Annotated in this window: 8 protein-coding genes; 1 reads left to right on the plus strand and 7 read right to left on the minus strand. The window is 66.8% G+C overall.

From position 1 onward, the window contains the following. Positions 1-26: 26 nt before the first annotated feature. Together AC1RIF_RS02255 and AC1RIF_RS02260 are read right to left on the minus strand one after the other, a co-directional pair. Complete coding sequence (locus tag AC1RIF_RS02255; RefSeq protein WP_492599743.1) at positions 27-2,891, minus strand: FtsW/RodA/SpoVE family cell cycle protein; 2,865 nt, start codon at positions 2,889-2,891, stop codon at positions 27-29. Then, the gene (locus AC1RIF_RS02260; RefSeq protein WP_492599744.1) at positions 2,888-4,141 is read right to left on the minus strand and encodes a hypothetical protein; all 1,254 of its coding nucleotides are present in this window, start codon (positions 4,139-4,141) and stop codon (positions 2,888-2,890) included. Before AC1RIF_RS02260 ends, AC1RIF_RS02255 begins: the two co-directional genes overlap by 4 nt. 245 nt (positions 4,142-4,386) lie before the next feature. On the opposite strand from AC1RIF_RS02260, the gene AC1RIF_RS02265 reads away from it, so the two are divergent. Beyond that, positions 4,387-5,955, plus strand: coding sequence for an FUSC family protein (locus tag AC1RIF_RS02265; RefSeq protein WP_492599745.1), 1,569 nt, complete (start codon positions 4,387-4,389; stop codon positions 5,953-5,955). A gap of 241 nt (positions 5,956-6,196) precedes the next feature. On the opposite strand, the gene AC1RIF_RS02270 is transcribed toward AC1RIF_RS02265, so the two are convergent. From AC1RIF_RS02270 to AC1RIF_RS02290, 5 genes are all read right to left on the minus strand, one after another. Further along, complete coding sequence (locus AC1RIF_RS02270; protein WP_492599746.1) at positions 6,197-7,699, minus strand: NAD-dependent succinate-semialdehyde dehydrogenase; 1,503 nt, start codon at positions 7,697-7,699, stop codon at positions 6,197-6,199. A gap of 150 nt (positions 7,700-7,849) precedes the next feature. After that, positions 7,850-8,854 (minus strand): alpha/beta hydrolase, encoded by a 1,005-nt coding sequence (locus AC1RIF_RS02275; protein WP_492599747.1) that lies wholly within the window; start codon positions 8,852-8,854, stop codon positions 7,850-7,852. Continuing rightward, positions 8,851-10,338, minus strand: a complete 1,488-nt coding sequence (locus AC1RIF_RS02280; RefSeq protein ID WP_492599748.1) for a flavin-containing monooxygenase — start codon at positions 10,336-10,338, stop codon at positions 8,851-8,853. The genes AC1RIF_RS02275 and AC1RIF_RS02280 overlap by 4 nt, the downstream gene beginning before the upstream one ends. A gap of 41 nt (positions 10,339-10,379) precedes the next feature. Further along, positions 10,380-11,525 carry an alcohol dehydrogenase catalytic domain-containing protein gene (locus AC1RIF_RS02285; protein ID WP_492599749.1) on the minus strand — a complete coding sequence of 382 codons (1,146 nt, stop codon included), beginning with the start codon at positions 11,523-11,525 and terminating at the stop codon, positions 10,380-10,382. Continuing rightward, positions 11,522-12,895, minus strand: a complete 1,374-nt coding sequence (locus AC1RIF_RS02290; protein ID WP_492599750.1) for an MFS transporter — start codon at positions 12,893-12,895, stop codon at positions 11,522-11,524. Before AC1RIF_RS02290 ends, AC1RIF_RS02285 begins: the two co-directional genes overlap by 4 nt. Between the last annotated feature and the right edge of the window lie 53 nt (positions 12,896-12,948).

Genomic DNA, 12,948 nt, shown 5'->3' on the forward strand with positions numbered 1-12,948 from the left:
TGCGGGGGATCACCTACAACAGCTGATCACCGACCCGGTGACGGTGCCGGCGCCGGCACCGGTCGCGCCGCGAGGTAGCGCTCGAGGATCGACTTGACCACGGGACCGGATGTCGCCGATCCGAATCCACCGCCGCGCACCAGCGCCGTGACGACGATTTCGGGGGACTCGAAGGGCACCACCGCGGAGAACCAGGCGTTGAGACCGCCCGGCGCCGACGGATCCTCCGCCGTGCCGGTCTTGGCGCCGGCCGTCACCGGCAGGGTGGCGAGCTGACCTGCCGTACCGGCTGAGGCGGACGCCCGCATCCCGGCGCGGACGGGACCTAGCTTGTCAGCGAAGGGCAACCGCTGAGGCTCCCCCGTCGAGATCGGCGCGCCGTCTCCGGTCCCGTCGGCTGCGGCGAGCTGTGGGGTGACCATCGCCCCGGTGGCGATGCCGGACGTCCACCGCGCCACCTGCACCGGGGTTGCCGTCACGGTGCCCTGTCCGATGCCCATCAACAGGGTCGAGCCCGGATACCAGGTGCCGCCGATGTCGGCGACCGTTTCCGGTGTGCCCAGGAATCCCTCGGACTCGCCGGGCAGGTCGATCCCCGACCGGCTGCCCACTCCGAGCTCTGCGGCGGTCTTCGCCATCCGCTCGGGACCGAGGAGTTCACCGAGCTTGTAGAAGTACACGTTGTCCGACCACTGGATCGCGCCCAACAGCTTGTTCGGCCCCATCGGCTGCCAGTTCGCGAACGTGTGCCCGCCGTAGCTGTAGGCGGCACCGGTCTCGATCACCTGCTCCGGGTCCAGGACCTGGTCCTCCTGATTCGCCGACGCGACGACGATCTTGAAGGTCGAGCCGGGCGGCGCAGCGGTCTGGTAGGCGTGGTTGAGCATCCGTCCGGGCCCCGATCCCTCGGTCTGGGCCGCCAGCGCGACCGCATCGACGGGTGGACCGTAGACGTTGTTGTCGTACCCGGGCACGCTGGCGAGCGCGAGCACCCCGCCGGTGCGCGCGTCCATCACCACCGCCGCGCCCAGGTCACCTCCGCTGCTGCGGACCGCCTGCGCCAGTGCATCCGTCGCCAGGGTCTGCAAGCCGATGTCCAGGTGCAGTCGCAGGTCGTGGCCCGGCACCGGATCCACGCGCCCGGCCGGTCCGACCAGGTTTCCGGCGGGATCGACGTAGACGCACTGCCTGCCGTCGGTGCCGCGGAGCAACGCGTCGTACTGCTTTTCGAGGCCCGCCCGGCCCACCCGCGACCCGAGGGCCAGCTGCGGCCAGCGCTCCATGTCCTGCGGATCACCGACGCCGACGTAGCCGAGGACGGAGGCGAGTGTGGGGCCGTACGGATAGTGCCGCTTCCCGGAGGGGACGACGAGCACGCCGGGCAGCTTCGCATCGATGATCCGACGCGCCTGATCGGGTGGAACCTGTCCGACGACGGCCTGCATCTCCCCTTCGCCGCGGTCCGCCAGGGTTTTCGCCAGCTCGGTGTCGGGCTCACCCAAGAGCGCGGCGAGCATGCTGCGCTCCCCGGAGTCGTCCTCGTCGAACATTCGACTGACCACCGAGATGGAGTACTCGGGCACGTTGGTCGCCAGCGGCACACTGTTCCGGTCCAGGATCTCGCCCCGTTCGGCGGGCAGTCGGATGCAACGGGTCATCTGGGTATCGCTCAGCGCGCGCAACTCCGGACCGCGGTCGCTCTGCAACTGCCAGGCGAACACCGACATCGCCACGAGGAGCGCGGTGACCGCGAGGGACCCCGCCGTGACTCCCCGCGGCCGTCGCCTGCGGGTGGACGGCTGAGCCCACAGCGGTCGGCCGACACCGTCGCGGCGCACCGCGAGCACGAGCCCGATCGCGACGAATCCGACGACCGCGACCGTGCCCCCGTAGCTGAACATCGGGAGCGGCATTCCGGTCTGGGGCAGCACCGACAGGCTCGCCCCGATGGACAGCACCGCGTGGATCCCGAACAACCCGCCGACGCCCGCGGCCACGAGCGCGGCTTCCCGGGTCCGGGCGCGCCGTGCGGCGAGAGCGGCACGCCAGGTGATCACCAGGCTGGCCACGATGACGGCAATACCGGCGAACAGACCCCACCCGTACACGACGCTCGCGAACGCGAGGTCGTGCTCCGCTTCGGGAAGGTATGCGGCCCTCAGGTCGTAGATGGGGTCTCGCGCCAGGCCCCACAGGCCACCGCTGCCGATCGCGATGTCGGCCTGCATCGACGCCCAACCCGATCCGCTCGGATCGGCATCGCTCGACACGAATGTCTGGATCCGTTCGAGCTGGTACGGACGGAGGAAGAGCACGGCAATGGGCAGAGCGGCGATACCCAGTGCGAATAGCGGCATCAGCGGCGCCATCGGCACCCTGGCCAGAATCAGCATCAACAGCGCAATCGCGACGAGCACCACGGCACTCGACAGGTCGGGCTGCAGAGCAACGAGTGCGACGACGGCACCCGCGATCGCCAACGCCGCCGTCAACCTGCCGAACGTGTAGCCGCCGGCCAGGATGGTTGCCGACACCATGACCAGACCGAGCTTGGCGATTTCGGACGGCTGGACGGTGAACAGGCCGAAGTCCAGCCACCGCTGTGCGCCCTTGACCGCAACCCCGACGAGCGGCACCGCTGCCAGCATCACGACCGAGACCGCGAGGGTCACCCCACCGAATCGGGTCAGACTGTTCACCCGCACGCGCGACACGACCCACATCAACCCGAGGCCGATCACGGTGAAGAACGCGTGGCGGATCGCCTGCGACGTGAGCCCGATCGAGACCAGGTTGAGCAGGCCGAGGACCGCGAGAACGACCGCCGCCGAGACGATCCAGGGGTCGGACTCCCGATCGTGTCCCCGCGCCCGGCCGCCGTCCCCGATCATCGGCAGGCCGCCTGCTCGGCGGGCACGTACAGCGGCTCCGACGCGGCCACCGCCGGGGCGCTCGTGACCGCAGCGACGGCCAGGGCGGAGCTGTTCGGCAGCGTGGTCCTGCTCAGGCCGTACACGCCGTCCCGCCCCGGCTCGGCCGGGATGGTGACGTCACCGCCCTCGTGCACCTCACCGGAGCATCGGTCGTAGACGTTCAGCTTCCAGGTGACCGCACCGACCGCCGACGGATCGAGGCGGACGTCCACCCGTACCGCGCACGGTTTGCCGGGGCTGCACGATCCGTCGGCGAAACTTGCTGTGACCCCAGCGATCTGGCCCGAAGCGGCCGGGGCACCGGTTTCGACCGGCGTCGGCTCGACACCACCCGCGGAGGCGGCCGGGTCCGCCGGTGCGGGTGGTGGCGGCGACACCGGCTCGATGCGGTTCTGCGCCGAGGACGAGCTCACCGGATCGAGGAGAGCGTCCCAGCCCCGGCTCAGCTGCTCCCAGGCGCGAGGGGCTGCCACAGCCGACCCGGCGAGAATGACGATCGCAAGCACTGCGTACAGGCCCTGTCGCCGGGACGGCCGTCTCCGCTGACTGTGCCAGGGACTGCGGACCGGCGGATACCAGCCGATGCTCGGCGCGAGCGACCCGGCCGGCACCGACGGACTGTTCTGTACATCGGACCGATCCTTCCGACCTTCCACTACCCGACCATCCGGTAGGGATCGGGCAGACGTCGCCCTGACCAGATCGCCGATCCCGCGCCTGCGCCGGGTCTCGTCGGCGGGGTCGAGCTCGGGATCGATCACCCGACGAACCCGGCGAATCAGGCCATCCGGATTCGCTGTGTCCGATAGTGATTCGGCCAGAAGATCACCGAAACCCGAACCCCGGCAGTTGGTCGCGATACCGCGGATCAGGTCGACGATCGCGTCGTCTGCCTCGATGCGGGACACGACGCCGTCGATCGTGAGCCGTCCACCGTCGGACACCATGACGGCGTCGTCCCGCAGCGTCACCGGACGGCCGCGGCGCGTGCCCGCCAGTTCGACCTGGTCTACCAGGTCCGCGACCAGTTGTGCGGCTTGCGGCGGCGTCAGCCGCCCGACCGACAGCAACGTCGGCAGCGTGACACCGGTCCCGGTGACACCGGGACCGCCGCCACCCGAATCGTCGTCGATCGGTTCCGGCGGTTCCGGTCGGGTCACGGCAGGCTCGCTACCGCTCGCATGGACACCCAAGGCTGCTTCGTTCATCGCGCATCCCCGAAACGGTCTGCCTCCCGCAGGCGGCAACCAGACCGGAGCGGGCGGGCGGTGGACTGGGCTGGCCGAGCTGACTCCTGTCGAAATCCCTTGCGCCTGTTCGAATCTATTTAACTCCGATCCGGTCCGTCGAGGGGAGGAATCGAGAAGGCGACGGGACCGGATCACACGTTCGGCGTCATTCCCGGTTTGTCTGATTCGATCGCACCCCCGAACGTTTCGTAACGTAATGATTCGTGTCGATCGAAACGCCTCCCCAGTTACCCACGCCGACGCGGCCCTGGCCCGCGCTGGTGCGGGTGCCGCGGGACGGGCGCCGCTGGCCGGGGACAGCGCGAGCAGCCGTCGCCGTAGCCCTGCCCGGTCTGGTCGGTGTCGTGCTCGGCCACGACCTGGCGGCTGCGACGGCGGCGCTCGGCGCCTTCGCGGTGGTTTACGGCGAGAGCCTGCCGTACCGGGTGCGGTGGCGGGCGGTCTCGGCGGCGGCGGGCGTGATGGTGGTCGCGGCCGCCCTCGGTGCGGTCGTCGGCAGCACGGTCCACGACGCGGCGGCCGCCGGTGGGTCTGCTCTGTGGCCGATGGCGCTGGTGCTCACGATGTCGGCGTTCGTGGCCGTCGCCGCATTCGTGGTCGACGCGCTGCGCATCGGCGCGCCCGGTGCGTTCCTCCCGCTCCTCGCCGTGGAGATCGCGTCGGCGTTGCCCGCGGCCGGTGTTCCCGTCGGCCACGTCGTCGCCTGGACCGCCGTCGGAGCGGTCACCGCCGTGCCCGTCGCGATGTCGGGGTGCGTGCTGCGGCCGCGCACCCCCGAACGCGCTGCGGTCGCATCGACGATCGCAGCGGTCGATGCCTTCGACCACGATCCGGGATCGGCGGCGCGACGACACGCGGCCGTCAAGGCCGTCCACGCCGCCTGGCAGTGCCTGCACGACGCCGGCATCGCCGCCCGAGATCATCCCCTCACCCGGGATCTGCTCACCGCCCAGGACCGCTGCGTCGCACTGCTGCACGGCAGCCCGGCGATTCTCGATGCCGACGGCGAGGATCTGTCGCGGCGCGTCCCTGCACCGCGGCCGACCGTCCGATTCCGCCTCGGTCGCGCGGCGAACCTGCGCAGCCGATCGACGCTCATCGTCGTGCGCCTGCTCGTCGCGTGTCCGACAGCAGGTGCCGTCGCGATGCTTCTCGGTGTCGCCCGGCCGGACTGGGCCGTCATCACCGCGGCGATGATCCTGCACCAGGGCCCGGACCGGATTCTGGGGACGTACCGGGCAATGCACCGCTTCGCGGGAACGGTGCTGGGTCTGGTCATCCTCGCCGCGCTGACCCCGCTCGACCCGACCGGCGCGGTGCTCGTGCTCGTGCTCGCCGTATCGATGGCCGGCATCCAGGCGTATCTCGTCCGCAACTACGGACTGGCGATGGTGTTCATCACGATCCTCGCACTGGTGTTGGCAGGGCTCGGATCACCGGACGACCTGACCGGGGTCACCCGGGATCGACTTCTCGAGACTGTGATCGGCGTCGTCGCCGCGATCGTCGTGCTGTGGGCAGTGCTGCCCGCGTCGTACCGCCGGATCCTCGACGACGCCGACGACCGGGTCGGGGTCACAGTCGCGCAGATCGACGCCGCGTCCGACCCGGCCGAGGCACGTGAACTGCGGCGCGGCCTCGAGTTCGATCTGCACTCGGCGACCGCGGCCGCGCTGGTGGCCGCACACACCGACCCCGAGTGGACCGAGACGCGGTGGCGGCGCCATCACGAACTCAACGAGGCCGGCTACCGCGCCCTGGCGCTGTCCTGACCGCCACATGCGAGCGACCGCGGATGTCCACGACAATGAGCTGCGCCTGCTCGGCGTACTCGCTGAGCACCCGCACCGGCCGGTCGCGCGCGCTCGACCGAACAGGTGCGCATGCCGACGCGTCTCACCGACCCGTCCTCGTGCGTCGTCGGCGAAGACTCCGACATGTTCCCCGCGCTCGAGCCCGATGCACTCTGGAGTCGGACGCGCGCGCTGTCAATCGCCGTCGGTCAGTTCGCACTCAGCCCCAAGGGTTCTCCACTCCGATGTACTGGGTCGCGGTGTACTCGGCGATCCCCTCGGCACCGCCCTCGCGCCCCAGACCAGACTGCTTCATTCCTCCGAATGGTGCCGCCGCGTTCGAGATCACCCCGACGTTGAGTCCCATGAGACCGAAATCGATACGCTCGCCGACGCGCAGACCTCGAGAAATGTTCTCGGTGAACACGTAAGACGCAAGCCCGTACTCGGTGTCGTTTGCCATCTCGACTGCCTCGTCCTCGGTGGAGAAGGTCATGACAGGGGCAACGGGACCGAAGATTTCCTCGCGCACGACGCGAGCATCCCGCGGAACATTCCGCAACAGCGTGGGCTCGAAGAAGTAGCCGGGACCATCTATGCGCTTGCCACCGACCACAATCTCTGCCCCGCGCGCCACCGCATCGGACACGAGCTGCTCGACGCTGTCGCGAGCCTTGGCGTCGATGAGTGGTCCGACCGCCGTACCGGCGTTGAGGCCGTTACCGACTTCCAAGACTCGCAGCCTGTTCGCGAGCTTGTCCACGAACTCGTCGACGATCGAATCGTGGACGAGGAATCGGTTGGCGGCAGTACATGCCTCACCCATGTTGCGCATCTTCGCAGCCAATGCTCCCGCTACGGCTTTGTCGATGTCTGCGTCCTCGAACACGAGCAGGGGAGCGTTTCCACCGAGCTCCATGGAGGTACGCAGCACGTTGTCCGCTGCGACCTTCATGAGCGTCTTGCCCACGGCGGTCGAGCCGGTGAATGAGACCTTACGCAAGCGCGGGTCTGCCATCACCGGCCCGGACACCGCGGAAGCGGAGACCGAGGGAACGACATTGAGCACTCCGGCGGGGATTCCCGCGTCGACCATGATTTGTGCGAAGTACTGGGACGTCAGCGGAGTGAGGCGCGCCGGCTTGAGCACCATGGTGCAACCCGCCGCCACCGCGGGTGCAACCTTGCGAGTGGCCATGGCGAGCGGAAAGTTCCACGGCGTGATGAGTAGGCAGGGACCGACAGGCTTCCGAGTCACCAGCATGCGAAGCTCGCCCTCGGGCGCATTCATGTAGCGGCCGTAGTCACGAGGAGCTTCCTCGGAGAACCAGCGCAAGAACTCGCCGCCGTACCTGACCTCGCCCTGTGCCTCGGCGAACGGCTTCCCCATCTCCAGGGTCATCAACAGGGCAAGATCGTCGCGGCGCTCCTGCACAAGGTCGAACGCCCGACGCAGAATCTCGGCCCGTGCACGTGCCGGGGTGCGCGCCCAGGACTCCTGCGCGCCGGCGGCGGCGTCCATGGCCGCTTGCGCGTCCTCACCTGTCGCGGAGGCCAGAGTGGCCACCGTCTCCCCAGTGGCCGGGTTCTCGACATCGAAGGTCGACCCGTCCGAAGATTCGCGCCAATCACCATTGATCAACAGACCCTTGGGAGTCCTGTCGAGCACCTCTCCGATCCGCTCGATACCGCTCGCCGCAGTGGACCGGTCCAGGATCTTCATTTGTCAGCCTCTCGTGTCATAGCGGGTCCTTCATCGATTCGCACGCCGCCGGCGTCTGCGAAGTGGTGGTTCGCCATGGGGCGGCGCCAGGCAGTAGCCGGTTGACATACAGGCCGTCGTTGACGAACGCCACCGGAGCGCCGGCATCCCTCACCGATTTGCCTCGTTCTCGACCAGTGCTGCGATGAACTGCACAGCCCGGTCCAACAGAACACGGCCGGTCGCGACGCGTCCCGCCGAGGTGAAGATGCCGTGGGCATGGCCAGGAAGGTGATGATGCTCCACCAACGTCCCGTGCCGCGCCAGATATCCGGCGTAGGCGACGCCCTCGTCCCCGAGCGGGTCGAGCCCGAGCGACACCACGAACGCGGGTGGGAACGATCCCCCCTTAGCGAAGCGGATCGGTGAGATCCTCGGGTCGTTGGGATCGGTCCCCGGTTCCAAGTACTGGTCCGCAAACCACCTCATCGAGTTCGCCGTCAGAGGAAAGCCTGCCGCGATCCTTCTGTAGGAGCGGGATTCGGCTGCGAGGTCGGTCACGGGATACAGCAGGACCTGCCCGATCACCGTTGTACCCGTGACGGCGCACTCGGGGATATTGGCCAGCACAGTTGCCAGGTTGCCGCCGGCGCTGTCGCCCACCATCACTATTCGGTGCGGGTCCACCTCCAAGCTGTCCGCGTTGTCACGAACGAACGACAGCGCTTGGAGACAGTCCTGCAACGAGACTGGGAATCTGTACTCCGGGGCAAGCCGGTAGTCCACGGCAATGAGCACCACCCCTGTATGAGCCGCCAGATACCGACAGAGTCGATCGTGGGTCTCCAGGCTGCCCAATGCCCAACCACCACCGTGGATGAAGACGATGGCGGGGCCGGCGCTCTCGACGCCGTCAGGCGCGTAGCGGCGCAGTGTGATCGAACCACCTGGCACGGGGCAGAGGATGTCCGTCACGTCCGCGAGCTTCTCGGCCGGAACACCGTTGACCGTGCAGGAACTGGCGTAGTTCGCCCTCGACTGTTCGAGCGGGACGTCCTGGAACGAAACCGCTCCCGAATCCCGGAACGCTGCGATGAGCGCTACCTGGTCGGGGGCAACCTCGCTCAGCGGCACCGTAGACGAGATGATGCCGCACCCAACGTGCATGTCGCTCATGCCGGCTGAATCTCCTTTGCCGGGTACCGAATGTAATCGCCCTCGACCCACGCGCCAGCGAGACGCCGGTATTCGTCGACCGTGCCGGACCAGTTGTTGATGACCTTGCCCGCCGCGTTCTTGTACCAACTCGAGCATCCGGCAGAGAAGGCGGAATGCTCCATCTCCGCCTGCAGCCGCCGGTTGTATTCGGCGAGGACGTTCGAGCATACGGATACCGACTCGCCCTGAACGTGCTGAAGCGCCTCGACGACCTGAATGATGTAGCTCTGCTGAATCTCGAGCATGGCGAGGATCGAGTTGTGGTTCAGATTCGTGTTCGGCCCGTAGATCATGAACATGTTCGGGAAGTTCTCCACCGCCATCCCGAGGAACGCTTCCGGCCCGTCGACCCATCGCGATTTGAGGTCGATCCCGGCGAGTCCGGTGATCGCGAGATCGCCCTGGAACGCCTGGCTGTCGAACCCGGTGCCGAAGATGATGACGTCGGCCTCGTGCACGACACCGTCGGCCGTGATGACGCCCTCGGGAACGAACCGCGCGATTCCCGAGGTTACGAGCTCGACGTTATCGCGCATCAGCGCCGGATAGTAGTCGTCGGTACGCAGGATTCGCTTGCACGCGAACTCGTAGTCCGGTGTCAGCTTTCGGCGAAGTTCCTCGTCCGCGATCTGGGAGGACAGGTGGGCCAGCGCCTGCTCCATCCCCGCCCTCTGCGCATCGGTACCGCGTCGGGTGCGCTCGAAGCCGTCTTCGCGGAACGCATGCAACCGGCGACGGCTGTCCTCGAACAGCTCCGGATTCGCCTCGAAGGCATCCAGCTCTTGTTCCGAAAAGACCACTTGATTGCGGGGCATGATCCAGTTGGGGCTGCGTTGGAGAACGGTGAGCCGGTCCGCGGCCTCGGCAACCGCCGGAACGTACTGGACGGCGCTGGCCGCTGCCCCCACGCTGACGACCCGCTTCCCGGCCAAATCCACCGAGTGATCCCACTGCGCGGAGTGGAAGAAGGCGCCCGCGAAATCCTCCAGACCTTCGAAGGCCGGGATGTGGGGATTGTTCAGCTGACCCCACGCAGGAACGAAGAACCTACTCCGCCAGACTGTTCCGTCCACGGAACGGATGACCCAAACACCGACCTCCTCGTCCCAGTCTGCGCTGGCGACCTCTGTGTCCAGGTTGATGTGGGACTCGAGTTCGAACGAATCGACGAGGCTGTGCAGGTACCCCATGAGTTCGTCTCGGCCGGCGTACATGCTGCTCACCCGTAAATGGGGGGCAAAGCTGTAGCAGTACAGATGCGACTCGGTGTCACAGGCGGCCCCCGGGTAGGTGTTGTCCCGCCATACACCCCCGATTCCGGAGGCCTTGTCGAGAATGACGAAATTGCTCAGCCCGGCCCGCTTGAGCTGGGCGCCCATACCCAGCCCGCCGAAACCGGCTCCGAGGACGACGACGTCGTATGTGTGGGTGGAGTTGTTCATTGTTGATCTGTCCCTCTTGTGAGCTACTGAAGCTGGTTCCGTCAGAAAGTGATGATTTGACGCAGGACGGTGCCCGCCGCCAGCGCATCCATGCCGTCGTTGATCTGTTCGAGACCGATCCGGTCCGAGATCAGTCTCTCCAGCGGCAATGTCCCCTCACGCCAGAGGGTCTCGAACTTGGGGATGTCGCGACTCGGCACGGCGGAACCAAGATAGCTCCCGACGATCGTCCTCGCGCCGGCCGTCAGGCCCAAGGGCTCGATCTCCGCGACGGCCCCCGGTGAGGGAAGGCCGACGGTGATCACCGTCGCTCCCACCCCGGCCATCCGGTACGCCGTTTCGAACGCGCCCGGGTGCCCGACGGCTTCGAGGACGATGTCGGCGGTCACGCCGGCGGCAACGGCTTCCTCCGGCGTGTAGGCCTGGTTTGCACCCCAGGTCCTCGCCAGATCCAGTTTGGCCGGCACGTTGTCGACGGCGATGACCTGCCGGCAGCCCACAGCGAGGGCGGTCAGTAGCCCCGCCATACCCACCCCGCCCAGGCCGACAATCGCGACGCTGTCGTCTGCCTTGATCCGGCCCGCGTTCAGAAGCGCTCCTCCCCCGGTGAGAACGGCGCAGCCGAGGAGTGCGGCGATTTCGGCGGGCACATCGGCGCCGACGGGCACCACCGAGCGTCGATCGACGACCGCGTAAGTCGCGAACCCGGACACACCGAGATGATGAGTGATCGGGCGACCACCCTCGGCAAGCTTGACGTCACCGCTCAGCAGGGTCCCGGCCGCATTGCTGGCGCTGCCACGGGAACACGGCAGCTTCCCGTCTGTGCGACATTCCCGGCATTCGCCGCACCGAGGAAGAAACGTCATCACGACTCGCTGCCCCTTCGCGAGATCACTGACGCCGCTACCGAACTCGACAACCTCACCGGCGGCTTCATGACCCAACAGCATGGGCACTGGGCGGGGACGCGTTCCGTTGACCACAGACAGGTCCGAGTGGCAGATACTAGCGGCCTCCACACGCACCAAAACCTCGTTGGCGCCCGGGCCCCGGAGTTCCAGGTCCTTCACGACAATCGGGCGGCTCTGCGCATAAGGGGGTTCTGTGCCCGTGGCTTCCAGCACGGCTCCTCTGATGCGCCGCGCCGAATTCTGTTCGCTTCCAGTGTGTGCCGCAGTCGTCATCGGCGTGCCTCCTCGTGGGCTTCGTCGACGCTCTCGAGTGAGATGCCCCTCGTCTCGTGCAGGGAAAGTAGTGCCACTACGGAGAGCGCAATGACAAGGATCAAGTAGAAGACGATAGGCGTCGGGCCGCCGAACCTGTTGAGCAGAGCCGTGGCGACAAGCGGCGCGACAGAGCCGGCGAAGATGGTGGCCACCTGGTAGCTGAAAGACGAGCCCGAGTAACGCATCCTTGTGGGGAAGATCTCGGACATCAGTGCGGCCTGCGGTGCATAGCAGAATGATTGAACGAACAGGCCGAAGCTGACGACACCCATGATCACCCAGAAGTTGCCTGTGTCGAGAGCAGGGAAGAAGGCCAGAGCCCACACGATCAGCCCGGCGTAGCCGAGGAGAATTGCTTGCTTGCGTCCGATCAGATCGGAGAGATGACCCCCGAGCAGCATCGAGAAGAACTGCACGATGTTGGCTAGGAACATGACCAGCAACACGGTGCTGTAGCTCATCCCGACCTGGGTAGTCATGTAGGTGATCGAGAAGACGACGATAACGTAATACGCCGTGTTCTCGCCGATGCGCATCAACAGGCTCTTCGCGACCTGCTTCGGGTAGTACTTCAGCACTTCCTTCAGGCCGGCTGCCTTCTCCTCGGCCGCCTGCTGTTTACGAAGGGCCTCCAGGAAGACCGGCGCATCCTCGACACTGCGGCGGATGTAGTAGCCGATGAAGATGATCGCGGCCGACAGCCAGAAGGCCACACGCCATCCCCAGCTCATGAAGGCTTCGTCCGGCAACATCCATGAGAGACAGAGCAGTACAACGGTGGCCAACACGTTGCCGACTGGGGCCGCGGCCTGCGGGAAGCTCGCCCAGAAGCCACGCCTGTTGTCCGGGCTGTGTTCGCTCACGAGCAGGACCGCTCCACCCCATTCACCACCGACGGCAAAGCCCTGAAGGAATCGCAGCATGACGAGCATGATCGGGGCCCAGTACCCGATCAGATCGAATCCCGGGATGCAACCCATCAGGAATGTCGATACACCCACCAGTAGGAGACTGAACTGGAGCAGCTTCTTGCGGCCGAAGCGATCACCGAAATGTCCGAAGACCAATCCGCCCACGGGCCGAGCAAGGAATCCGACGGCGTACGTCGCGAAAGCCGCGATGATGCCGTCCAACTGGTTGCCCGTCTGGGGGAAGAAGAGGGCGCCGAACACAAGTGTGGACGCCGTGCCATAGATGAAGAACTCGTACCATTCCGCGACTGTGCCGGCCATCGAGGCCCCGACCACCCGCTTGATGGACGACTGGCTCGTGCTGGAACGCGCTGGAGATTCTGTCAGCGGTCCAGGTTCATGAGTGCGGGAGCTCATAGCTTCTCCTCGGAAAGGGCGTGGAAGGCGATGTAAATCACAACTTGCTCAAG

It is taken from the genome of Prescottella sp. GW823-FHT02E09 (assembly GCF_058797375.1).

Bases quoted from the DNA above. Each gene is read 5' to 3' on its own strand.
- AC1RIF_RS02255 (WP_492599743.1), bottom strand. From the start codon at position 2,891: ATGATCGGGGACGGCGGCCGGGCGCGGGGACACGATCGGGAGTCCGAC.
- AC1RIF_RS02260 (WP_492599744.1), bottom strand. From the start codon at position 4,141: ATGAACGAAGCAGCCTTGGGTGTCCATGCGAGCGGTAGCGAGCCTGCC.
- AC1RIF_RS02270 (WP_492599746.1), bottom strand. From the start codon at position 7,699: ATGAAGATCCTGGACCGGTCCACTGCGGCGAGCGGTATCGAGCGGATC.
- AC1RIF_RS02275 (WP_492599747.1), bottom strand. From the start codon at position 8,854: ATGAGCGACATGCACGTTGGGTGCGGCATCATCTCGTCTACGGTGCCG.
- AC1RIF_RS02280 (WP_492599748.1), bottom strand. From the start codon at position 10,338: ATGAACAACTCCACCCACACATACGACGTCGTCGTCCTCGGAGCCGGT.
- AC1RIF_RS02285 (WP_492599749.1), bottom strand. From the start codon at position 11,525: ATGACGACTGCGGCACACACTGGAAGCGAACAGAATTCGGCGCGGCGC.
- AC1RIF_RS02290 (WP_492599750.1), bottom strand. From the start codon at position 12,895: ATGAGCTCCCGCACTCATGAACCTGGACCGCTGACAGAATCTCCAGCG.